This is a genomic window from Anaerobacillus sp. (assembly GCF_046314235.1).
Lineage (GTDB): Bacteria > Bacillota > Bacilli > Bacillales > Anaerobacillaceae > Anaerobacillus.
In genome coordinates this window covers 77972-102328 of the sequence record NZ_JBKBWN010000015.1, presented here as the reverse complement: position 1 = coordinate 102328, position 24357 = coordinate 77972, and the positions used below count along the sequence as shown (strand labels likewise).

Below are 24357 nucleotides of genomic sequence, written 5' to 3'. Positions count from 1 at the left end.
TCTACCTTTAGGGGAGCATATCACCTTGGTTTGTCTCTTTCCACTAATTAATTGAATTTAACCTAAATAAAACACTTCTTGTAATTCTTTCGATACCGGACTATTATCTTCATTTGTTTCCATAATATCCTTCATATAGGCCCACCATTTTTGGCAAATATCAGTTTTGGCTACTTGATCCCATTTCTCTTCACTTTCTATCTCCACATAGGCAAATAATGTGGCTGTTTCTTCATCTAAAAAAATAGAATAGTTATGTGAGCCATGTTCTTTTAACATCACTGCCATTTCTGGCCAAAGCTCATCATGTCTCTTCTTATACTCTTCAAAGCTATCATGATTTACTTTCATGATTGTAGCTTTACGTATCATTTATGCTCACACTCCTTCGTATTTATTTCTTAGATAAGAGATACTACCATCTATATATGGCTCTTGAGTATCTTCCATTAAAATATTGATGAAAGGCTTCTTCTCTTTAACCAACTTCATAATTAGATCATAATTTAATTGCCCAGTACCAATTGGTACAAACTTTAATTTACCTTCTTCTATGACAAAATCTTTAGCGTGAATAATAGCCAATCGATCTCCTAGTAACTCAAACGCCTCTTTAATGATTTCATCTTGATCTTTATAAGTATCAGCCGTTATTAAATTGGCTGGATCGAGAATTACTTGAAGGTTATTAGATGGTACATTATCAAGTAGTCTTTTCAAGGCGGCTGCCGAATAAATCGGATGGTTAACTCCTGCCTCTACTCCAACTATGACACCAAACTTTTCTGCTTCTGCTACTAACTCACGAACGCTTGTTACAACTTCCCCAAAAGGCTCTTCCTTAAAATTTTCTTCTGTATAGCCCATTTCAGCATTCACGTTTCCAGTTTCAGTTCCGACAATACTGCAGCCAAAGTCTCTTGCATATCGTAAATGTTCCTTAAAACGCTCTAATGCTTTCCTTCTTTCTTCTTTGTCAGGATGTATCATATTAATATAGCAGCCTAATACAGCAATTTGGATATTTTTTTGTCGGAAAGCACTCCCGACATGATAAGCAATCCCAGGACTTAAACTCCCGTTAGCTGTATTAAAATCAAGAGATTTCGCTAAAGCTAATTGGACAGAGGTTAACCCTTTGTCCGCTATTACCTTAACTAGCTCTTCAAGTGGAAGCTTTTCAATATCATGTGCTCTTATTCCAATATTCATCATATAGATCCCTCCAACCTTTCGAAAAAATAACCGTACCACTTAGATGAGGTAGTACGGCTTCTTACATGTGTTGCGTTCTTTAGTTGTTATTATCTAGCCAACCAACCGCCATCTATAGCTAAAATATGACCATTAATATAATCAGATGCTTTACTTGATAAGAATACTACAGTTCCCATTAAATCTGCAGGATCTGCCCAACGCGCTGCTGGAATACGAGATAAAATTTCTGCATTACGCTTTTCATCTGCACGAATTGGTGCAGTATTAGCCGTGGCAACATAGCCAGGTGCAATTGCATTAATTTGAACATTGTGTTCTGCTAACTCATTAGCAAATGCCTTTGTAATACCAGCTACAGCATGCTTACTAGCTGTATACGGCGGAACAAATTTACCACCTTGGAATGAAAGCATTGATGCGATGTTGATAATTTTCCCACTCTTTTGCTCTACCATTACTTTTGCAACTTCTTGACTTAAGAAATATACAGAGTCCAAGTTAATGGACATTACAGCATCCCAGTCCTCTTGCTTGTATTCAAGCAATGGATTACGACGAATTGTACCAGCGTTATTAACTAGAATGTCGATTTTTCCAAATGCATTTAAACAACCGTCAACTACATCTTTAATAACCTCATTTTTCGTTAAATCTGCCTGGAAAAATTCGATTTTACGTCCTTCTTTTTCAACTAACTCTCTTGTTTCGTCCCAATTTGTATCATATGTGACAACAAATAAATCTGCTCCTGCTTTTGCAAGGGCTGCTACATATCCTTGGCCTAAGCCTGTATTTCCACCTGTTACGATAGCCGTTTTACCTTTTAAGCTAAAGAAATCTAAAGAAAAATCTTGTAATTGGTTTACCATAGTTAATTCCTCCAATTTTTACATAGCTATTGTAATAATTATCTTAATTCCTCCATTTTCACAAAATCCATATCATGGTAAGTAATATTTTCACCGCACATCCCCCAAATGAATGTGTAGTTACTCGTTGCCGTACCAGTATGAATAGACCAGCTTGGTGAAATTGCTGCTTGTTCATTTTTCAAAACTAAGTGTCTAGTCTCCTCAGGTTTACCCATAAAATGGAAAACTCTTGTTTCTGGCTCCATATTAAAGTATAAATAAACTTCCATACGTCTTTCATGAGTATGACATGGCATTGTATTCCAGACGCTTCCTTGCGAGAGCATTGTTAGCCCCATTTGCAATTGGCAGCTCTCACACACATTTGGATGAATATATTGATAAATTTTACGATCGTTTAATGTTTCTGATGATCCTGCTTCAAGAGGAGAAATTTTGTTAATATCAATTTTTACTGTTGGATATATGTGATGTGCAGGAGTAGAATTAATATAAAATTTGGCTGGATTAGCAGCATCCTTTGAACGGAATAAAACTTCTTTTGTTCCTTTGCTGACATATAATCCATCTTGAAGTTGCATATCGTATTCAGTCCCATCAAGAATAACTATACCGTGACCACCGATATTAATAATCCCCATCTCGCGGCGTTCTAAAAAATATTCAACACCTAGCTCTTTGTCTAGTTTAATTGTTAACTCTTCTTCAGCAGGTGTAACTCCACCAAAGATCATTCGATCGTTATGTGTATAGGTTAAATGAACTTTCCCTAATTCAAATATCGTTTCAACAAGAAACTCCTCGCGTAACTTATCAGTAGTATAACTCTTTACATCCTCAGGATTTGTTGCATAGCGCGTTTGCATAAATTCATTCTCCTTTTCTTTCAATTTTAAATAGTTTAATTGAGGTTATCTTACCCCTTTCAAAACCAAGCAAATAAATAGCATCTAATTCTCCACAGAAACAATGATCTACAAATGGAAAAATGGCTTTAATTGCATCTGATGTTTCCTTATGACTCCAAAGACGTGCTCGGCAGTTAAAATCAAAGCTAGTTCTTACACCTAATTCTTTTGCTTTTTTCACTTTGATTAAAATTTCTTATTTGGAAATACGATTTATTATTTGGAAATCTTAAATTTATTATATATAATACTTTAAAAGACTTCAATGATTATTCTGTAAATTTCAATCTTTATACTTAAGATGTTAGAATTGCTATATTACTACTTATATTTGAAAGGATTTCTTATGACATGACAAAACAACCCTATGGAACTGTCCTTATTAAAGCAAAGATCATTTTGGATTTTTTATCTATTTCAAGTGAGGAACAAAGTCTGAACTCAATTGCCAAAAATACAAATTTAACGACATCTACTGCATTAAAAATCCTAGATACACTTCAACTTATTGGTTATGTTCAAAAAAATACTAATTCGAAGAAATACACTATTGGCCACGGTCTTATTAAATATGCGGATAAAGCAATTAACCAGCTAAGTATAAAAGACATTGCAAAGCCACATTTAGAAAATTTAAATAGGGTAACAAATGAAACTGTGCACTTAGGTATTTTAAATAATACAAATATTGTTTATGTAACGAAATTGGAAAGCAAAAATCCAATCTGTTTATATTCTCAAGTTGGTAAAGTCATCCCACTTTATTGTTCGGCAATGGGAAAAGCGATTTTAGCTGAAAGATCAAATCATGAAATTGAAACATATTTTGACTCAAATACAATTACTAAGCATACGAAAAATACGATTACGACCAAACAGGAACTGTTGGAAGAGATAGAAAAAGTTCGTAAGTTCGGCTATGCTTTTGATAATTCGGAGCATGAGAACGATGTGTTTTGTGTAGGTACAGCACTTACCGTAAATCAAAACAATTACGGTGCCATTAGTGTTAGTATCCCAAATTACAGACTAACAGAAAGTTTTCTTGAAAAAATGATTCTAGAGATTTTAAATTGTAAGGCAGCTATACTCTCAGATTTACAGTAGAACAAAAAGAGGAAGGTATAGGTAAACCCCGACTAGCAATTGATCTCCGAGAAAAAAGTATGCTCTTTCACTTTATCCACAAGTGAAAAAACCTTATTATTTTATTAACAATAAAAGAGAGATTGACTCATATAGTCATTGCAGATGACCTGTATGTTCAACCTCTCTAATGTCGTTTAACGAGTAAACGATGCTGGGACACCGCCATCAACTGTAATCATACAACCTGTTGTTTTTTCTGCTTTCGACGAAGAAAGAAAAGCAATAGCTTCAGCGATATCTCTAGGATAGATATTCACGAGTAAAGTTGTACGTTTACGATAGTGGTCTTCAAGTTGACTTGGCTCAATGCCGTATGCTGTTGCTCTTTCTTGACGCCAGTTCGAACCCCAAATCGCAGATCCTTGAAGTACTGCATCTGGAAGAACTGAGTTTACGCGAATGCCATACTCTCCACCTTCTGCAGCAATACATCTTGCCAAATGAGTTTCAAGTGCCTTCACCGAGCTATAGGCAGCTGCATTTTTTCCAGCATAGATTGAATTTTTCGAACCAACAAACACCATGCTACCACCTGTGCCTTGTTGCTTCATCTGAATAAACGCTTCTCGAGCAACTAAAAAATACCCTGTTCCAAGCACGTTCATATTTAAATTCCATTCTTTTAACGATGTTTCATCAAAAGGACTTGATGTTGCTAAACCTGCGTTATTAACGATAATATCTACTCCACCGTAGTTTATTGCAGCTTCTTTAAATGCTACTTGAATTTCTTCTTCTTTCGTCACGTCCATTTTTACAGCTATTGCACGGCCTTCACCATAGGTTTCATTAATTTCAACTGCAACCTTTTGAGCTCCTTCAAAATTCAAGTCCGCAATCACGACATGAGCTCCCTCTGAAACTAGTAAGCGGCATGTTTCACTACCGATCCCACCAGCTCCTCCTGTAACAAAGGCTACTTTTCTAGAAAACTCTGTTTCTGCAGGCGCTAATGTAAGCTTGTATAACTCTAGTGGCCAGTATTCAATATGGTAGGATTCGTTTTCATTTAAGGAAACGAAATTTCCTAGTGCTGTTGAACCTCTCATGACAGAGATGGCACGGTTATATAACGATCCACTAACATTTGCCATTGTTAAGTTCTTTCCTGTGTTCACCATCCCAAGACCAGGAATTAAAATAACACGTGGTGAAGGTTCAAACATCTTGTCTCCTTCTACTTTATTACGATTAAAGTATGCTGTATATTCTGCTTTAAAAGTTTCAATCCCAACTTTAAGTTTATGAAGTAGCTGGTCGACATCCTTTGTTCTTGGATCCCAGTCAATGTATAACGGCACCATCTTCGTATGTACCAAATGATCAGGGCACGCTGCACCAATTTGTGATAATTCTTTTGCACTTTCACTATTTACAAATTGAAGGACGGTATGATTATCGTCATAGGTAAGGATCATAGACTTTTCAACAAATACTTTCCCTCGGATGGCCGGCATCACTTCCGCTAAAATCTCCTTACGTTCTTCTTCGGCTAACGCTGGATACTTTTGTCCTCCAAAAACTGAATCTTCTTTAATTTTTGCCTCAATATATTGTTCAGCCTCATTAATAATTGAAATCGTCTTATCGTAGCTTTCTTTTGCAGTGTCTCCCCAAACAACTAAACCATGCTTCTCCATTAGGACAAGCTCAGCATTCGGATTGTCTCGAACGCCTTCAGCGATCATCTTAGATAATTTAAATCCAGGTCGCACATACGGTACCCAAACATAGCGATCTCCAAAAATCTCTTCCGCTACTTCTCTTCCATTATCAGCACAACATATACTAATGATCGCATCAGGATGTGTATGATCCACATGTTTAAATGGTAAAAATGCATGAAGTAAAGTCTCTATTGAAGCACGAGGGTGTTTACTATCAAACATACAATGCGCAAGGTAAGTAACCATCTCTTCATCAGACATCTCATCACGCTCATATAACGGACGTATGGCTTCTAAATTTAAACCAGTGAAATTTTTTGCTTTCATCGTAGCAAGGTCGGAGCCACTACCTTTCACCCACATTACCTCAACATCACGACCACGAAAATCTTGAACGACTGTTTTCATCGATGTATTCCCACCACCCCAATTACATACAGCGCGATTAGCTCCGATTAAGTTCGATCGATAAACAAGTTCATCCAATCCAGGTTGCATATCTTTTGTTTCTTTCGGATTCCAAAGATTTTTTACCATATTTACCTCCGTTTATGTTGTTTTCACTATATGGTTACATCTTATCACAGTTTGTTTTATTTTTGAATTGTTATTTCTATTTGATTGTATTTTTTTCTGAATCTTTAGATTGAATACAAAATTTTGCAGGTATTGTAATCTAATAAAATCAACAAAAAAACAGGTGCTTAACTCTCTTAAGAGCCTAGCACCTGTGTCTCAATATTATTATAAAGAAGTAACCTATTTTTACGCGTTCTTTGATGATTTCAGCTAGCGTTTTAAACTGATAGAATTTGATCAATCAACTGTAGCTCATCCGAACTAAAGTTAAGGTTATTAAGGGAAGCGACATTCTCTTCAAGTTGGCTTACTTTACTAGCACCAATTAAACAAGAAGTAATTTTTTGCTCACGAAGCACCCATGCTATTGCCATTTGCGCAAGAGATTGACCACGTTGTTGTGCTAATATGTTTAGTTTTTGTACTTTTTGAATGACTTCTTCTGTTATATCGCCATGATTTAAAAAGCTATTCGCTTTAGATGCTCGAGAATCTGTTGGTACACCGTTTAAATAACGGTTTGTTAACAATCCTTGTGCTAGCGGAACAAAGGCGATACAGCCTGCCCCTTCTTCTTTTAGAAGGGATGTTAACCCATCCTCAACCCAGCGATTAAACATCGAATAAGCTGGCTGATGAATAAGTAACGGTGTGCCTAATGTTCTTAAAATCTCAATTGCCTGTTTTGTTTCTTCTACCCCATAATTAGAAATCCCAACATAAAGGGCTTTACCCTGTTTAACAATATGATCAAGTGCCATCATTGTTTCTTCCAGTGGTGTTTGGGGATCCGGTCTGTGATGATAAAATATATCAACGTAATCCAATCCCATTCTATTTAAACTTTGATCAAGACTTGAAACTAAGTACTTTCTAGACCCCCAATCACCATATGGCCCTTGCCACATTCCGTAGCCTGCTTTTGTAGAGATAATCATTTCATCTCGAAACCCAGAAAAATCTTGACGTAAGATTTCCCCGAAATTTTGTTCTGCCGATCCAGGTGGAGGACCGTAATTATTTGCAAGATCAAAGTGGGTAATACCTAAATCAAAAGCTTTTCGAATTAAAGCACGCCCATTTTCAAAAACATCTACTCCACCAAAGTTGTGCCATAACCCTAATGAAAGTGCCGGTAGTTTAATGCCGGACCTCCCACATCGATTGTAAACCATTGACTCGTATCTTTGCTCATTCGGTTTATATCTCATTTTTATTCCTCCATAAATGTTAAATTACTGATTTCTTCTTTTCAAAATTATTAAAAGAAATTAAGGTTATTGACATAACCGTCAATCCAATCATACTTGGTAAAAATAAACCCACGTAAACGGGAAAGTAAATGAAGAGGTGATAGATTGTAAAAAAAAGGAAACATATTAATAAAAAATGATGGATATTTATCAAACCCATGAGAAATGAATGCTTAAAATATTCACGAAATTTCAACTTATAATGAACGTATACAGGGAAAAAATAGATGAATGTTATTAGAAATATGAACCCATTAATAATTAATCCTATTGTAAGAATGCCCTGTAGTGGGCCACTCCCATGGAGTATATAACTAAAATTAGTGTATAAAATGGCAGCTGCGACGATAAAAATAAACCCAAAAATATTCGAACGAATAAATTCCTTTTTAAACTCTAGAAAGAAACTCTTAAAAATTGGTATATCAGCATCTTTCATTAGCCATTTTCTAATAACCGAGAGTAAAGCGACTGATGCAGGGAAGACTCCAAAAATGAATAATCCAATAACCGTGAATATAATCCATAATAAATTTAGGTATGCTATTTTCATGAATAAATCGAGAGCTTGATATACCTTTCCACCAAATCCTTCTGATTTCATCTAATCACCTCAAAATCACATTTTTGTACTTGTACGTCAAAGTACCTGTAGATTAATTTTATCAAATTTTATTAATTTTTTTGTAATAAACTAGGTTCTGAAATCAATCTACTGAAAGGCACCACCAATGGTAGTCTTGATTATTTTAACAAATAGAAAACAATTTAGGCAAAAACACCAATATCAAAGTAAAAATGTCTGACTCCTAACGAGAACAGACATTTCACCTTTAATCTAAAAAATAATTATGCTAAACTTTTTCTGCGTTTCACAATGAGAGCGATCCCACCTAGGATAATCAATGTTAAACCTACAAGTAACAAGTTATAACTATTTGTCGCTGTATTTGGTAATTTTTTATCCGTATCATTTTTAGTTTTTGTATTTTCACCTGTTTGATCATCAACTGGGTCTACTGGTTTTACTGGTTTATCCGGTTTAACCGGTTTTACTGGTTCAACTGGTTTAACTGGTTTAACTGGTTTTACTGGTTCAACTGGTTTAACTGGTTTATCTGGTTTTACTGGTTCAACTGGTTCCGGTTTAACTGGTTCTGGTTTAATTGGTTCAACTGGTTTATCTGGTTCAACTTGATCGTCTGGAACTTGACCAAATACTCCATATGTTGAAAAATGGGTAACCGTTACAGTAATTGTGTTAGTATCAGGGTTCAACTCTCCACCAATGAATTCCCATTTCCCTGTTGTTTCATTTAAATAGTAAATTGCTACTTCTTCAAAACCATCTTCATACCCTAAAGTTAACTCAAATTCCCCATCAAATTCTCCGTCACCTAATTGAAGATCTACCTTAATCACTTCTCCTGCTTTATTAAGACCTTGAGGAGGAGTAGCTACTTCTTCTATTAATTCAATAGCTACTTGTGTACCTTCTGGTAAGTTAGCTGGCATTTTTATTGATACGTTACTTCCAATCAGATTAACTCGGCTATTCTTTGCTACTGGAGTTAGAACATTTCTCTCTACCGGTACTACAGTTTCTTCTCCATCTTGATCTCCTGGTTTAGTAACTTCTACTTCTTCAACTTCTACTAATCTTACATTGTCGATAAGAATAGTGTATGGCACAGGTAATTCTGCATCTGCACCTTCTCTACCTAAACCGAACATGAATTTAAATTTACCAGAATTCGTAACTTCAACGATAGTTTCATATGTCTCCATCGTACTACCTACAGTAAATTCGTGTATGCCGGTTCCTGTTTCTGCTAATTCTACTCTCACAATACGTTCATGATCCGATTGCATATCAAATGCGATTTTGTAAATTCCAGCTGAGACTTCAACATTTTGGAATAATTGAATTTGCCACCAAGCCCAACCTACTTGATTAATTTCTGCATTTAAAACTCGATCTACTACAGAAAATTCTGCAAGCCCTGCCCAATCTTCATAGAGGCCTTGGTTGTGAATCTGCCATGGAAGATCGCTACCTGGAGCACCGAATTCAGTTGTCGTGTCAAAAGTACCATCAATAAGTAAATTTTCTCCTATCTCTACCCATTCTTTATCTACTGGATTTACTGGGTCTACCGGGTCTACCGGGTCTACCGGGTCTACCGGGTCTACCGATTTTACTTCTTCAACTTCTACTAATCTTACATTGTCGATAAGAATAGTGTATGGCACAGGTAATTCTGCATCTGCACCTTCTCTACCTAAACCGAACATGAATTTAAATTTACCAGAATTCGTAACTTCAACGATAGTTTCATATGTCTCCATCGTACTACCTACAGTAAATTCGTGTATGCCGGTTCCTGTTTCTGCTAATTCTACTCTCACAATACGTTCATGATCCGATTGCATATCAAATGCGATTTTGTAAATTCCAGCTGGGACTTCAACATTTTGGAATAATTGAATTTGCCACCAAGCCCAACCAACTTGATTAATTTTTGCATTTAAAACTTGATCTACTACAGAAAATTCTACAAGCCCTGCCCAATCTTCATAGAGACCTTGGTTGTGTATCTGCCATGGAAGATCACTATCTGGAGCACCGAATTCTGTTGTCGTATTAAAAGTACCATCAACGATTAAGTTATCTCCAATTTCTTTCCACTCTTTATCTTTTGGGTCAAAAGGAACTTCTGGGTCTGATGGTTCTTCACCATCTTGACTACCATTTAGAACTTCCCTTGCACCTTTTACTTCTAATCTTACGTTATCAATAAAAATATCGTGACTATCAGCTATGACACCACCTACCGAACCTAGTAAAAATTTTAATGCAGTTACGTCAGTTGAATTCATATCGAATTCAAATCTATATGTTTCAGCCTGATTTGTTAGTGCGATTTCTTCTGAGAAGTAACGGTGGTAACTAGCATTTTCAACAATTAGCTCAATTTTTCTTTCAATTGACGCACTTCCTTCAAATTCAATGACATATGTTAGTCCTTCTTCTAATGTAATATTATCTTGGAAAAACTGTACATGCCAAGTATCATTTCCAGTGTGATCGACAGTTATTTTAGCTTTTCCATCTTCTTCACTAAAAGATGCCCTTGATTGCCCTTCCCAAACACCTTGAACGTGATTGTGCCATCCTTCTATTCCATTAGAGAAATCACCATTCTTTAATGGGAAGTATCGTTCTCTTTCACCTTTAACCTCAAACTTCACGTTGTCAATCAATACTTCATGACTGCCAATATCATTAGTACCAACAATTTTTCCTAATAAGAATTTCAAGTCTACTGTATCATCATTAGCCATTACAAATTCATACTTATATGTTTTCATGGAATTTGTTAATTCTACTTTTTCTGCAAAATAACGGTGATAACTCCCATTTTCTAATACTACTTCTACTACTCTATCTACTGTAGATTTAGCATCAAACTCTACTACATACGTTTGGTTTCCTAAAGCTTTCATCCCATTTTGCATTAAAAGGACATGCCAAGGCTCCCAACCTGTGTTAATAATATTTGCTTTGAATGTACTATCTTCAACATTAAACGTCGCTTCTGAAGATGGCTCGTAAATCCCATGAATATGTTGATCCCAATGCGCCATTCCATTTGAAAAATTACCATTTTTTAATGGGAAAGCTTGCTCAACTGTTACACTAGCATTATTATTTGTTGTGCGGACCATTTTTACGTTATCAATTACTACATCATTAGAATTTCCACCTAAGAAAAAGACGAGTTGTCCCTCAATATCTTCTACATTTAGCATAACGAATGCTACTTCTTTTGTTCCCATATTCGTAGTTAGTTGAATCACTTGATTACTAGAATAATTAACACTACCATCTTTGCTTAGCAATGCAACTTCGATATTTCTAGCTGCTGCTGCTTTAGCATCAAACGTTAACTTATATTCATCAGTAGGAAGAAGATTCATTCCTTTTTGTACTAGTTTAATAGAGTCAACGTTAGAACCACCATCTTTAATAGCTACAGAAAGCTCTCTTGAATCTTGATCGACAGAAGCTGTTGCGTCTCCACCGTCTGTATCGAAATTCCAATACGTCATACGGTCCATTCTACCTTGATCAAACGTGCCGTTATAAACATGGTTTCCGTTTCTTAACGGACGTTTTGGTGCATCTTCATTATATGGGTCTATTGCATCTACCTCTTCAACTACTACATTACCAATCCATACAGGGTTTGCGTTTAACCCTAAGTTAAACTCAAGTCGTGCACGTGGATCTGTGTCATGTTGCATTTGGAAGATCATTTCATATGATTGGACTTCATTCGACAGTTGATAGTCCATATTTGGAGAATACGCTGTCCAACCACGATCTGCTCCCCCACCAATTTTCACATTGATGTTACGGTTAGTGTTCGACTTAGCGTCAAAACTTAGTTTGTACCATCTACCAGTACCCATCGTAACATTTTGAATTAATTGAATTGAATAAGTTTGATTCCCACCATTGGCGATGTCAACTTTTGCGAATTTATCGCCGTTTAACGTATCAACTGATACTGAACCCGTTCCGTTGAACTCATTTAAATTTAAGAAATTCCAATAAGTATTGTTCCATTCTTCTTCACCAGATCTTAAAACTGTGAAACCTTTTTCATAGTTCGTGTCATACACATAGTTACCATTAATAGCTACTTTTGCATCAACAGGTAATTCTACCGGTTCAAATACTGGCTCTACTGGCTCTTTGTAGTCTCTACCAGTTAACTCATACACTCTTACATAATCAACTTTCATTTCTCCTGGGAATGGTGTAGTTTCATTAGGATTTCCACCATACCAACCACCAATCGCAAGATTTAAAATGATGTAAAATTCTTGATCGAAAGGTGCAGGATATGCAAATTTAGCTGGATTTCCAGTACTCGTCGTTGACCAATTGTTTAATGTTTGGAATAACTCATCATTGACATACCAGCGAATTTCACCTGGCTCCCACTCAACCGCGTAAACATTCATATCAGTAATGTCGCGACCTTCAGGGAAGTAATAATCTTTTGCAGTGTACGTATTATTTGGCCACTGTCCACCATAGTGAATTGCTCCACCAATATGATCTGGTCTTCCACCAGCACTTTCCATAATATCGATTTCACCAGAAGCAGCCCATCCACCGTAAACATCATCTTCAGGCATCATCCAAAACGCAGGCCAATAACCTTGACCTTTTGGGAGTGACATTTTCGCTTCAAATCGACCATATTTTTGACTAAACTTACCTTGGCTGTGAACTTTTCCAGACGTATAATTAAATGTACCTTGTCGCGGGTCGGTATGCGATTTTTTTCGCCCTTCTAAGATTAATTTACCGTCTTCTACACGCACATTATCTTCATGGTAATATTGCAGCTCTTCATTTCCCCAACCTGGGATAAATGTTTCACCATCATAAAAACCATTCCCTGTGTCTATTGTCCAATTATCTAAGTTTAGCTCGTCTCCATCAAAGTTATCTTCCCAAACTAATGTCCATTCTTCATTCACTCCAGAAGTTTCCTCCGCTTTTACAACCAAACTAAAATTAGAAAGAATTAATAGAAAAACTAATAGAATATTAATAGACTTCTTTAACATAATTTGACTTCCCTCCATTTTTAAATAAAAATAGAATTACAGTTAAAAGGTAAGAATGCGTTCAAAATCACCTCCTTAACTAACTAAATCGTTATACGGGTGAGAATCATAGATGTTTAAATTCAAACCGAAAGCGCTTTCGATTTGATCCAAGAGTTGAAAGTAGGCAAAATCATCACCCACTTTCCATCACTCAGTTTCAATAAAAACTAAGCTAACGAATTTCATAATTCACCATTTTCGTTCTTAAGTTCTAAATGTACTTCCCATATAGGCTTTCTTAACTACATTTAGTTTGATAGCTTAGTTACTGTTTATTCAGCCAATTGAACTGAAATTTTCAGTATTTTACCACTTCGAATATCTTCAGCATCGGATCCTCTTACAGAGTCACCTTGGAGGATAACGGTCTCTCCATCGCCATAGGTTAATGTATATTGTACAGGTAAGGCTGCGTTATCTCCAAATGTGTCTAGCTTCTTAGCGTTTACATACGTAAGCTCACACGCTCCGAGGAACGTACAAGAGACTTCACCGTTTTCTGTAAACATCCAGCTTGGAAGGATTGGAGAAAGTTGACAAACAAGCTCTTCACCCTCAACCTTAAATGGCTTTCCACCTGTCATCATAACAAACCACATATTCATAAACTCAATCGTTGAACCACTTAACCTTGATACAAAGCCACGACCGTGTAGCTTCGGATTAGGGTTTGCACTACTTGCAATAAATGAGCTATTCTCTAGCGTACTTCTTCCATATACTTTTGGATCTAGGAATGGGATTAATGCTGTTTTCACATCATCATAAAATTCCGCTGCTAATCCTGACTTAAGTGTCGCTAACAAGTACTTATATTCCATATGCAAGAAGATCGACTCGTTCTCTAACCATCCTGGGGTAAATGCGTTTGCACGTCCAAGCTCATTCGGCTCTTCTAGAATTGACATCGACGTCTTGTACATACCTAGCTTGTTATCATAAATATCAGAAGCACGAACGGCATCATAAATCTTTTTCGCTTCTTGCCCGTCTTCTGTCAATTTTAATGATTTGACGATTCCCTCAAGAAACGGTGTTACTGCTTTTGGTGTCCACTCTAACTCTGAAATCGGTGGTACTCCATGATCTAAACTGTTCTTCGGTTCAAAATAGAAGTACGTAGGAACAAGCTCTCCATTATAAGAACGAACACGCTCAATCCCTTTCTCAACTCTAGTCTTAAGGATTTGACTTATTCCTTTTATTTCTTCTACCGTGAATACTGACTCTTCACCACCAATACCTTGATAAATTGTCTCGCGGTAGTTCTCTCTAAATGTAGAAACCTCATGCCAATACTCGTCTTCATTAATCTCTGAAGCTTCGACTTTCTTAATTGCCTTTACAACGCCACTTAGAAAATCAGCTACTTCGATTGGCAGTGCTACTTTCTCTTCACCTGTTACCTCTAAAAGAAGATCAAATAGTCGTTTTACTTCAAATAATTCTGAAGTACTCGCACCAATCATTCCTGGTAAACCATTTAAAGAATCGTTCCATCCTGGTTTATCTGCTTCCATCTCCACACCTAGTCCCATTGGGGCTAATGTTGATGTTTTTACGAGACCAAGAAGGAATAACTTAGAGTAAAGCGTTGTTTTATAAACGTCACCTTGTCCACTCTTATCTTTTACCCACATTACTCCATTATTTTGGGCAGCTTCACGCTCTTTTTGTTTATCCTCGTAAATCGCACCGTACTGACGCAATTTGCCATTGTTTATGACATATTTATCAGCACGTTTCTTAACTCGAGCTGGGCTCTCAAAGTACTGATAATCTTTGTTAAAATATAATTCAGCCTTTTTATCTGGATAAATCGCTAAATAACTTTCAATTAAATCAAGATTATATGTCCAATGATCCATCCAGTATCCTTCGCCGAATTCAGCTTGGAATAAATGCTCTGAAACACTCAGGACTTCTGCTAAAAAGACATCGAAGGACGTTAACAAGGTTACTTTTTCATCCTCTAAGAAATGTTTAAGTTCTCCTGGCGTGTAGGAAGAGCTTAAGAACTTGCTTACTTTTTCTTCAGTGTCCTTTGGTATGTAAGGAGTAAAATCAAACGACGTCGAATCGATTGAAAATCTAACACCTTTCACTCCAAGAGGATTGTATCCATCTAATTGGATTAAATTCATAAATAGTTTAACATTGTAATCCTTTACTTTTGGCTCAAAAAAGACATCACAACGGCGATTTTGGTTAATATCACGATAGTTCCCATTCCCTTGAGAATAGTAAGTAGGACTAAGTGAGAAGAAATTGTAATCTCGCTCTAAATCACCATGCTTACGTGAATATAAATAATACAAGCTTTGCTTTTCGTCATTTCCGAACACAACCGGGAAGCCACCACGAAGGCCATTATCTAAATAGCTTTGGCGACTATAGGCATCAAAGAGCGGTTTGCCTGTTTTGCTTTTAATCGGTTTTGTTATTTTATCCGTAATCGTTGCTGCAATCTTCTTCATGTTGCGTAACCTTGATATCGTAATTTCTTCTTTCACATACGTATTAACGGTTTGAAGCTCACTAGCATGACCAACAACTGTATAAATCTCTAGTTCTTCATTTGTCTCTAACTCCACTTTAGTTGCTGTAAAACCACATGACACTTTATTCGTTGTCTGAGCTTCTTCAGCCATTAACGCTTCGATGTTCTCTTTCATAAAGTTTTTAGGCAACTGTAGTGTTGTATCCGTTCCAAAAATGATATCTCGATCAATAATTGGCTTCGAACGTTTTTCCTCACCACGGTAAGAGATTAAGCTCATAAAGTAGTTTCCTTGATGGACTTCTTTCACTTCAGCCGTATCTTCCATGCTTCCTCTCAACTTATAGAAAGGGATGTCATTATCAAGATTATAAACGTCAAACCAACTCTTAATCGTATTCCCTAATTCCTTATATGCGGCATTAGGAACCCCGCTAGGAAACACAGACGGTAGTCCATCTAATAATTCGAATTGCTTCTTACTATTGGATAAATTTTGGAACTTCACATGACGAACGAGGCCAGCCACAGGTGACTCTGGTAAAATAAAATACTCTACTGTCATCTTAATGCCGTTTGCTTCGTTGACGTACTCTAGTGCTAGTTTATTCTCGGAAATCACCATTGTTTCTTTCGCGTCTGAGTATAATTGCGACGAGAATGGCTCTAAAAAGGTTGTCCTGTCATTCTCAATAATCTTAATAAATGTTCGAAATCCTTGAACTTGTACAAGCTGATAAGATTTATCTGCTGGTAGAAATTCCATTATTGCATGGTCTTTATCTTGGACACCAAAGCTCGCAATTCCTTGGCCACGATTTACATAAAATACCCACATCGGAATTCCATTAACTCCTGCGATTCCTGGTAAGAAACTAGAGAATGTTGGGCGTTGTTGAAAGTTTTCAATTTGAAAGTTTTGATTTTCTTTTAGTGAATACATGTCATTCCCCCAAAAAGTTCGTTAATGAATTTCATAATTCATTATTTTTCGCTACTAAGTTTTAAATGTAGTTGCGTAGAAACCATTCGCAACTACATTTAGAATGATTTAGTTCAATTAAAGTAATTATGAAATTCACTCGATTAAATGATAAATGTTGCAATTGATCGCCTTTCAACTTCAACTTCAACATATTCACCTTCGACTTGCACGGTAAAAGATTGTCCTAATTCTGTTTCATTTAACACGACTAACACAATTTCACCATTGTTATTTTTAAATGCAGTCGCAGCAATGTTCTCGTTATTTAATGTGAGACCAATTCTTTTAGCACCTGGCTTAATGAATTTACTGAAATGACCAATATAATAGTAAGAACTATTGTAGTGAATTTCATCTGTTTTTGTATCAGCAATGATTGGCGCGTCACAATAGTTGCCTACATGATTAGGTCCACCATTCTCATCCAACACGATGTTCCAATCGATAAATCCTTCTAACCAGTTATTCATATCGCCAATAATGTTTCTTGCATACCTTTCACCAGTATGCCATGCACCTAGTTGAACACCACCTTCAATACACCCCTCAGTAAAGAGGAGGTGCTTGTCAGGAAACGCTTCGTGGACCATTGAAAGATTTTCAAAGTCTTCGGAAACATACCAGTGGTTTCCAGTTCCCCAAACATATTTTGCCGCCTCAGGGTCTGAAAGAATCGTAGTTGCACGTTCTACGATGATGTCACGGTTATGATCCCAAATAACGATCTTTTTATCGTGAAGACCATTAGCCTCAAAGATTGGTCCAAGATGATTCTTTATGAAATCACGCTCTTCCTCTGCAGTATACCGACAAGAATCCCACGTTTGCGTTGCTTCTGGCTCGTTTTGAATTGATACTCCCCAAATAGGAATACCTTCCTTTTCCATAGCCTCAATATACTTCACATAATACGTAGCCCAAAGATCACGATACTCTGCCTTTAATTTGCCACCGTTATTCATTTCACCATTCGTTTTCATCCAAGCAGGTGGGCTCCATGGCGAGGCTAAAATTGTCAGTTCTTGTTCTGCTTCTTTCATTGCATCCTTTATAAAAGGAATGACATACTTCTGCTCTCGTTGAATTGAAAATGTCTCGAGTTTTGTATCTTCATTCTCAACATACGTGTAATTTTCGAGTGAAAAGTCACAGCTGTTGATGTGTGTTCGACCAAGTGTATAACCTAAGCCCTCTTCTTTATTATAATAAGCCCGTAAAATGTTGCTTCGATGAGTTTCTGACACTTTTGACATGGTATATGTCGCCGCCTCAGTAAACGCTCCCCCAAATCCAATCCATTCTTGATATTCTATTTCTGGATTAATTCGAATGACATTACTGTCTGAAGTAGTTCCTTTTTTAAACGATAAGGAACCTTTATCTTTCCATTTTTCTTGATCATCCTTTGCCGTTTGGATAAATCTCATGCTTCTCTCCATCTTATTCCCTCCCGTTATTTAGGCTCTTGAAAAATTTCTTATACTGATCTATTCTTTACAATCTCCTTATAACGTTTCGCGCTATCTTTCCAGTATCTTTGTTGTGTTTCGAAATCAACATAGAAAATTCCAAAACGTTTTTCGTAGCCGAAGGCCCACTCAAAATTATCAAAAAGCGACCAAAGAAAATATCCAGCTATATTCATGCCTTCTTCGTCAAGCTCGCGAACAGCTGTAATATGTTTTTCAACATAATCTGTTCTCTCATTGTCATGAACCGTTCCGTCTGTTTCTAGAATATCCTCATACGCAGCTCCATTTTCAGTAATGTAAATTGGTAGATCTGTGTACTCTCGTCTTAGGCGATGAATTAATTCTTTAAACTCTTTTGGTGAAACATCCCAACCCATTCCGGTTTTTGGATAGTCCGAATAGGCGGATTCAAAGAGAAAGATATTCGTTGCATCATATTCAACTAGTGTTCGGTTATAGTAGTTAATTCCAAAGAAGTCACACTCAACTGAAATTGTCTCTAAGTCACCTGTCTTTATAAAACTAAAGTCATGAACTGATTTTGCGAAAAGATTTACCATATCTAATGGATAGGTTCCCTTAAAAATAGGATCTAAAAACCAACGATTTGAATAGCCATCAATGTTATTACTAGCAACTTGATCATTAAATGATTCACTTGCAGGATACGTCGGAGTTAAATTAAGTGTAATTCCAATCGGAGTGTTAGATTTAAAATTCCCCTTTAAGAGTTGCACCGCTTTACCATGAGACAAGAGAATATGATGGGCCGCTTTTAACCCTTCTTCAACATTTTTATGACCTGGTGCATGGTGTCCTTGAATATAACTTAAGAAACTTGCGCACCATGGCTCGTTAATAGTTATCCACGAATAAACGTATTCGTCTAATTCCTCAAAACATTTTTCTGCGAATTGTAAAAACCATGATACCGAGTCTCTACTAACCCACCCACCTTTTTCATGTGCCCACATTGGTAAATCCCAGTGATAAAGAGTTACCATTGGCTTTATTCCGGCTTTCAACAACGCAGAAATTAACGATTTGTAAAAATTCATTCCTTCTTCGTTATATACGCCTTCTTGCGGGAAAATTCTTGGCCATGCAATTGAAAGACGGTAAGAATCAACACCTAACTCTTTAATAAGCTGAATATCTTCCTCAAATCGATGATAATGGTCACAAGCAACATCTCCAGTATCACCGTTAATTACTTTTCCTGGAGTTCTAGAAAATGTATCCCATATCGATAACGAGCGGCCACCTTTATTGTAAGCACCTTCAATTTGATACGAAGACGTTGCCGTTCCAAAAATAAATTCTTTCTTAAATTGTGACATTAATGACACCTCTTCTATAAGTCTATTATTCTTTAACTGATCCTGCTGAGATACTACTGATGATGTATTTAGATAAGAATAAAAAGATAATCATAATTGGAACAACGGAAATCGCAATTCCTAGATACATCGCCCCGATATTTGACTCTACTTGTGATCCTCTTAATGCCCCCATCATAACTGGTAATGTATATTTACTCGGACTAAATAACACAACAAGCGGAAGGATATAATTGTTCCAAGACCCAATGAAAGTAAAGATCCCCATTGTAGCAATAGCTGGCATCATTATTGGAAAACCAATTTGGTGAAAAATTCTTAGTTCACCCGCTCCATCAATTCGTGCAGCTTCTAATAAAGATGGATGCAAAGTTGAAACAACAAATTGTCGTAAAAAGAAAACTGTAAATGGTGCTGCAATTGAAGGAATGATTAACGGAATGTACGTGTCAAGAATCCCTAACGTTTTCGCTAAATCATAAAAACCGATTAACCCTAACTGACCAGGGACCATCATCAACACTAATACTGTAACAAATAGGGCATTGCTACCTTTGAACTTATAAACAGCAAAGCCATACGCAGTTAATGCCGAAAAGTATGAGCTTAAAATTGTTACACTAACAGCAATAAATAAACTGTTTCTAAAACCTTTCCAAATATCCATATAGCTTAATAGCACGTTATAGTTATCTATTAATGATCTACCCGGTAATAATGTGAAACCGTGACGTAGAATTTCAGCTGTTGAGCGAGTTGCATTAATAATCATCATATAAAACGGTATGAAGCTAATAATTAAAAGAATAATTAATAGGGCATAAAAAATACCTTTTACGATGTTTCTTTTATTCACTGTTGTTCACCCCTAGTTCACACTTTTGCGATACATTGCTTTAAACGTAATAAATGAAAATACGACTGTAATTAAAAATAGTCCATATGCTACCGCTGCAGCATAGCCGTAATTATTAAAGCGGAATGCTTGATTGTACAAATACAATACCATTGTGTTTAATGACCCTTGCGGAGCCCCTAACCCATTAGTAAGTAACATAGGCAAGTCAAAAATTTGTAATCCACCGATAAGCGATGTAATTAGTACATATAGTAGAATTGGCTTTAATAATGGGATCGTGATATTGATAAAAGTCTGAAAACGATTCGCACCATCAATAAGCGCTGACTCATAATAATCATGAGAAATTCCTGAAATACCAGCCATTAAGACGATAAATGTATGACCAAACCACATCCAAGCCCCAATTAAAGCAACTGACCAACGGGCTGTAGTTGGACTATTCAACCAGTTGATCGGTTTAGAAATCAGTCCTAGGTCCAATAACAAGTGATTAAGTGTACCATGGTGCCATCCTAATAAAATACCGAATAATAAAGCCACAGAGGCAATTGTAATTAAATTTGGTAAATAAAACATCGCTCTAAAGAAACCTAAACCTTTCATTTTAAAGCGAATATCTGAAAATAAAACAGCTAACCCAAGAGCAATTCCTAATTGGAAGAAAAAGTTAATCCCCCAAATATACCAAGTATTAATAAACGCCTGAAGAAAATAGGTATCTGTAATCAATCTTTTATAGTTCGCTAGACCAATGAAATCTGGAGATCCCATCCCTGAATAATTTGTAAAACTATAATAAAACGTTAGTAAAATAGGATATATGCTAAACGTAGCAAAGACGATAAAGAAAGGTAAAATAAACAGATATCCATAGTAGTTTTTATTTTTCATAACAGCGCCTTCCTTCTCCGATCTTGTTATATAAAAGGGGATAGCAAGAAGCTCTATCCCCTTTCATTGTTTTGTTATTGTTGATCTGGTGTTTTAATATGTGGGTAAGCGTTTCTTACTAAGTTATAGAATTCTTGAATTGCTTCCTCTTTTGTTTTTACACCTTCTACATACTCTGAAACCATATCTCCAAATAAAGTATCAATTTGTTGATCGTATCTTGTAACAAGACCTGGATTAATACTTTCTGCTTGCTCTAAGAAGTAAGTGTAGTTATTTTGTCCACCAAGGAACTCTTCACTAAAGTCACCTTTAATCTTCTCTGTAACAGGTAGATATGATAATACGTCTCCACTTTCTAAAGCCCAATCAGTTAAGAACGCTTCATCATGAGTCATCATTTTCACGAATTCCCAAGCTAAGTCTTTATTTTTCGAACCACTATAAATTCCTAACCATGTACCACCCCAGAAGTATGGATTTGGACCGTTTGTAACTGCCCAATCTCCGAAAGTTTCTTCTGTATTCATCTTAAGAACACTGTGAAGCCCCCAAGTTGGTAAAGCATAAGCAAATACTTCCACTTCATTTGAAGCGTTTTCATCTACTGCATCCCAACCTGCGTTATAGTTAATCGCACCGTCCATTGCAGCAAACCATGCTGGAGACCATTCTGGTGCAAACGCAGTTAAATCTTTTTCACGTAATTCTTTAGCATAATCAAAATGATTTATACGTCCTTCTGACATTATTAGTTCGTCATTTTCATTTACCCATGCTTGTGGATTATTCCCTTGAGCAAACCAACGAACAGCTCCCTCATCTGGGAATAAACGATATCCTTGTGCTTTTAGTTCTTCACCAACTTTAAATAATCCATCCATTGTACTGAACTTTTCACCAATAACTTGAGGATCATCAGTGCCTAAAACTTCTTGTGCGATACTTCTTCTATAGAAAATACCACCTGGTGTTGTTTGCCATGACAACGCTTTAATATTACCGTCAGATCCTCTACCTAAATCAAAAACATAATCAACAAAGTCACCTTTTAACTCTTCTACATTGTAAGGTGCTTGAGAAAGATTTTCCCAGTATCCTTGTTCAACCCAATCTTTAATGAAAGCTAATTCACCAGTGAAAATATCAGGTGCGCCTGAACCGCTTTCAAGAACAGGCCTTAAACGTGTTGGATAGTCAGCAATCGGAATGATTGTTAACTCAATGTCAACATCATGCCTTTCCATAAACACATCAATTGGCTCTTGAAGCTCATCTGTAAATGACCATACAGTAAGTTTTTCTTTAGAACCAGATTTTTTCTCTTCACCATTTCCGTTGGAAACAGTATCATCCGAATTACTACAAGCGATAAGACTGAAACTCAATACAGCTACTAATAAAAACATAAGTACTTTTTTCATTTTTTCTTTCCCCCACTTCATTTTTTTTAGTGTTGGTTTCTTTTTCACTACTATCCGTGAAAGAAAAAACCTTATATCCAAAGCGCTTTCGAAAATAGTTTTAAAATTGATATTAAATTTTAAAACCATCTACCTAAGACGCATTTGAAACTTAGTTAAATATCAGCTATCCAAAGCGCTTTCGAAAACAGTTAAAATCAACCGTTTTTTACTTTGAAACCCACTCTCCATTAACTCGCTTGGAGCCTATTTGAGTAATTTGCCAAAGCGCTTTCGGATAAAGAGATACACTCTTAAGTATCCCTCTATCCAACTAAATTTCCTTCGTTGATTCTCTATTGATTAACTCAACTGGAACTGTTACAGCCGAATATACTTTATTGTTATCATTAATCTGATTTAACAATACTTTGGCTGCATTTTCACCTATTAAGTCAGTATCTTGTCTAACTGTTGTTAGTTTTGGCGTTGTGTATTTAGCTATCTCAATATCATCAAAACCGACTATCGAAATATCATCTGGTACATTTAGTCCAACTTCTTTAATTGCACTTATTGCACCAAGAGCCATCAAATCACCAGCCACAAAAACGGCAGTAGGTCTGTCTTTCAACTCTAGTAAAACTTTCATTGCATCGTAACCATCTTCATAGGAGAAAAATCCTCCTTCAACGATATACGATGATGGAATATTTAGATTAAGCTTATCAACTGCTTCTACAAATCCTCTTAACCTCTCAGTTCCAGCAAATGTTTTGGTGTGACCGCTAATATGAGCGATCTTACGATGACCAAGAGAATAGAGATGATTGATTGCGATTTCACTACCAGAAAAACTATCACTGTATACAACACTTGACTTATTACTATGCAAGTCAATGACTACACTTGGAATATTAGATTCCATTAAGTTTTGAACTTCTGGATTATCATAATTTGAACAAACAACAATAATACCATCAACTCCGCGATGTAGCGCATGATCTAAGTAACTCTTTTTTTCTGAGCCAACGTTTTGACTTAAAAAGATAATGTCATATCCGAAACTTTCCACTCGTTGTTTAAAACTTTGAATTACTGCACTGAAAAAGGGATGCTTAATACCTACACCTAAATCTTCAATAAAGATAACCCCTAAAGTCCAAGACTTTTTTGTCGTTAAAGAGCGAGCGATCGAGTTTGGATAATAATCCATCTCTTCTACTGCGTCTAAGATTAACTTTTTTGTCTTAGCGCTTACATCTGGGTAATTATTTAATGCTCTAGAAACAGTTGTAATAGAAAAGCCTGTTTTTTTTGCTATATCATATATTGTAGCCACTCGTCATTCCTCCATAAACCGAAAGCGCTTTCGATATAATAATATTATTGAAGCTATCAAAAGTCAAGTATGCTAGCAAATATAATTGTGAACTTTTTTAAACGACTCAGCACTAGAATAAGAAATCTTATGTTTTTATGTCAATTGCGCCACTTTTGAACAAGCTTTTTACGGGATATAACAGAGTGGCTAAAAGAAGTCGTCTGTCATCTAAATTTTCGGTTG

General features: G+C 36.3%; 17 protein-coding genes. 1 reads left to right on the top strand and 16 read right to left on the bottom strand.

All coding sequences use genetic code 11. The features are described from left to right. Nucleotides 1-57 precede the first annotated feature (57 nt). From rhaM to ACK4M9_RS18060, 5 genes are all read right to left on the bottom strand, one after another. Nucleotides 58-372 carry an L-rhamnose mutarotase gene (gene rhaM / locus ACK4M9_RS18080; RefSeq protein WP_409853661.1) on the bottom strand — a complete coding sequence of 105 codons (315 nt, stop codon included), beginning with the start codon at nucleotides 370-372 and terminating at the stop codon, nucleotides 58-60. 6 nt (nucleotides 373-378) lie between these two features. Then, nucleotides 379-1212 (bottom strand): sugar phosphate isomerase/epimerase family protein, encoded by an 834-nt coding sequence (locus ACK4M9_RS18075; RefSeq protein ID WP_409853669.1) that lies wholly within the window; start codon nucleotides 1210-1212, stop codon nucleotides 379-381. Nucleotides 1213-1304: 92 nt separating this feature from the next. Next, the gene (gene kduD, locus ACK4M9_RS18070) at nucleotides 1305-2087 is read right to left on the bottom strand and encodes a 2-dehydro-3-deoxy-D-gluconate 5-dehydrogenase KduD (protein WP_409853658.1); all 783 of its coding nucleotides are present in this window, start codon (nucleotides 2085-2087) and stop codon (nucleotides 1305-1307) included. A gap of 38 nt (nucleotides 2088-2125) precedes the next feature. Next, nucleotides 2126-2956 (bottom strand): 5-dehydro-4-deoxy-D-glucuronate isomerase, encoded by an 831-nt coding sequence (gene kduI / locus ACK4M9_RS18065; RefSeq protein WP_409853656.1) that lies wholly within the window; start codon nucleotides 2954-2956, stop codon nucleotides 2126-2128. A gap of 4 nt (nucleotides 2957-2960) precedes the next feature. Continuing rightward, nucleotides 2961-3179, bottom strand: a complete 219-nt coding sequence (locus ACK4M9_RS18060; RefSeq protein WP_409853654.1) for a hypothetical protein — start codon at nucleotides 3177-3179, stop codon at nucleotides 2961-2963. A gap of 170 nt (nucleotides 3180-3349) precedes the next feature. Between ACK4M9_RS18060 and ACK4M9_RS18055 the strand changes: the two genes are divergently transcribed. Continuing rightward, nucleotides 3350-4105 carry an IclR family transcriptional regulator gene (locus ACK4M9_RS18055; RefSeq protein WP_409853652.1) on the top strand — a complete coding sequence of 252 codons (756 nt, stop codon included), beginning with the start codon at nucleotides 3350-3352 and terminating at the stop codon, nucleotides 4103-4105. 176 nt (nucleotides 4106-4281) lie between these two features. Here the strand turns inward: ACK4M9_RS18055 and ACK4M9_RS18050 are convergent, their stop codons facing one another. The 11 genes from ACK4M9_RS18050 to ACK4M9_RS18000 all read right to left on the bottom strand — a co-directional run bounded on the left by ACK4M9_RS18050 (nucleotide 4282) and on the right by ACK4M9_RS18000 (nucleotide 24132). After that, nucleotides 4282-6351 carry a bifunctional aldolase/short-chain dehydrogenase gene (locus tag ACK4M9_RS18050; RefSeq protein WP_409853650.1) on the bottom strand — a complete coding sequence of 690 codons (2070 nt, stop codon included), beginning with the start codon at nucleotides 6349-6351 and terminating at the stop codon, nucleotides 4282-4284. Between the two features lie 260 nt (nucleotides 6352-6611). Continuing rightward, entirely contained in the window at nucleotides 6612-7604 is a 993-nt protein-coding gene (mgrA, locus tag ACK4M9_RS18045; RefSeq protein WP_409853647.1) for an L-glyceraldehyde 3-phosphate reductase, read from the bottom strand. 19 nt (nucleotides 7605-7623) lie between these two features. Continuing rightward, on the bottom strand, nucleotides 7624-8199 hold the full coding sequence (locus ACK4M9_RS18040) for a YesL family protein (RefSeq protein ID WP_409853666.1): 576 nt from the start codon (nucleotides 8197-8199) through the stop codon (nucleotides 7624-7626). 296 nt (nucleotides 8200-8495) lie between these two features. Further along, nucleotides 8496-13295: a carbohydrate binding domain-containing protein gene (locus ACK4M9_RS18035; protein WP_409853644.1), complete on the bottom strand. Its 4800-nt coding sequence runs from the start codon at nucleotides 13293-13295 to the stop codon at nucleotides 8496-8498. Nucleotides 13296-13609: 314 nt separating this feature from the next. Further along, nucleotides 13610-16780, bottom strand: coding sequence for a hypothetical protein (locus ACK4M9_RS18030; RefSeq protein ID WP_409853642.1), 3171 nt, complete (start codon nucleotides 16778-16780; stop codon nucleotides 13610-13612). A 143-nt stretch (nucleotides 16781-16923) separates the two neighbouring features. Then, the gene (locus ACK4M9_RS18025; RefSeq protein ID WP_409853639.1) at nucleotides 16924-18261 is read right to left on the bottom strand and encodes a glycoside hydrolase family 30 protein; all 1338 of its coding nucleotides are present in this window, start codon (nucleotides 18259-18261) and stop codon (nucleotides 16924-16926) included. Between the two features lie 38 nt (nucleotides 18262-18299). Continuing rightward, nucleotides 18300-19634: a GH1 family beta-glucosidase gene (locus ACK4M9_RS18020; protein WP_409853636.1), complete on the bottom strand. Its 1335-nt coding sequence runs from the start codon at nucleotides 19632-19634 to the stop codon at nucleotides 18300-18302. Between the two features lie 25 nt (nucleotides 19635-19659). After that, nucleotides 19660-20490: a carbohydrate ABC transporter permease gene (locus tag ACK4M9_RS18015; RefSeq protein ID WP_409853633.1), complete on the bottom strand. Its 831-nt coding sequence runs from the start codon at nucleotides 20488-20490 to the stop codon at nucleotides 19660-19662. A gap of 12 nt (nucleotides 20491-20502) precedes the next feature. Beyond that, nucleotides 20503-21387 carry a carbohydrate ABC transporter permease gene (locus ACK4M9_RS18010; protein WP_409853630.1) on the bottom strand — a complete coding sequence of 295 codons (885 nt, stop codon included), beginning with the start codon at nucleotides 21385-21387 and terminating at the stop codon, nucleotides 20503-20505. A gap of 74 nt (nucleotides 21388-21461) precedes the next feature. After that, entirely contained in the window at nucleotides 21462-22811 is a 1350-nt protein-coding gene (locus ACK4M9_RS18005) for an ABC transporter substrate-binding protein (RefSeq protein WP_409853628.1), read from the bottom strand. Nucleotides 22812-23124: 313 nt separating this feature from the next. Beyond that, nucleotides 23125-24132 (bottom strand): LacI family DNA-binding transcriptional regulator, encoded by a 1008-nt coding sequence (locus tag ACK4M9_RS18000; protein WP_409853626.1) that lies wholly within the window; start codon nucleotides 24130-24132, stop codon nucleotides 23125-23127. Nucleotides 24133-24357 lie beyond the last annotated feature (225 nt).

Bases quoted from the DNA above. Each gene is read 5' to 3' on its own strand.
- ACK4M9_RS18025 (WP_409853639.1), bottom strand. From the start codon at position 18,261: ATGGAGAGAAGCATGAGATTTATCCAAACGGCAAAGGATGATCAAGAA.
- kduI (WP_409853656.1), bottom strand. From the start codon at position 2,956: ATGCAAACGCGCTATGCAACAAATCCTGAGGATGTAAAGAGTTATACT.
- ACK4M9_RS18075 (WP_409853669.1), bottom strand. From the start codon at position 1,212: ATGAATATTGGAATAAGAGCACATGATATTGAAAAGCTTCCACTTGAA.
- kduD (WP_409853658.1), bottom strand. From the start codon at position 2,087: ATGGTAAACCAATTACAAGATTTTTCTTTAGATTTCTTTAGCTTAAAA.
- ACK4M9_RS18055 (WP_409853652.1), top strand. From the start codon at position 3,350: ATGACAAAACAACCCTATGGAACTGTCCTTATTAAAGCAAAGATCATT.
- ACK4M9_RS18040 (WP_409853666.1), bottom strand. From the start codon at position 8,199: ATGAAAATAGCATACCTAAATTTATTATGGATTATATTCACGGTTATT.
- ACK4M9_RS18030 (WP_409853642.1), bottom strand. From the start codon at position 16,780: ATGTATTCACTAAAAGAAAATCAAAACTTTCAAATTGAAAACTTTCAA.
- mgrA (WP_409853647.1), bottom strand. From the start codon at position 7,604: ATGAGATATAAACCGAATGAGCAAAGATACGAGTCAATGGTTTACAAT.
- rhaM (WP_409853661.1), bottom strand. From the start codon at position 372: ATGATACGTAAAGCTACAATCATGAAAGTAAATCATGATAGCTTTGAA.
- ACK4M9_RS18035 (WP_409853644.1), bottom strand. From the start codon at position 13,295: ATGTTAAAGAAGTCTATTAATATTCTATTAGTTTTTCTATTAATTCTT.
- ACK4M9_RS18010 (WP_409853630.1), bottom strand. From the start codon at position 21,387: ATGAAAAATAAAAACTACTATGGATATCTGTTTATTTTACCTTTCTTT.
- ACK4M9_RS18020 (WP_409853636.1), bottom strand. From the start codon at position 19,634: ATGTCACAATTTAAGAAAGAATTTATTTTTGGAACGGCAACGTCTTCG.
- ACK4M9_RS18050 (WP_409853650.1), bottom strand. From the start codon at position 6,351: ATGGTAAAAAATCTTTGGAATCCGAAAGAAACAAAAGATATGCAACCT.
- ACK4M9_RS18005 (WP_409853628.1), bottom strand. From the start codon at position 22,811: ATGAAAAAAGTACTTATGTTTTTATTAGTAGCTGTATTGAGTTTCAGT.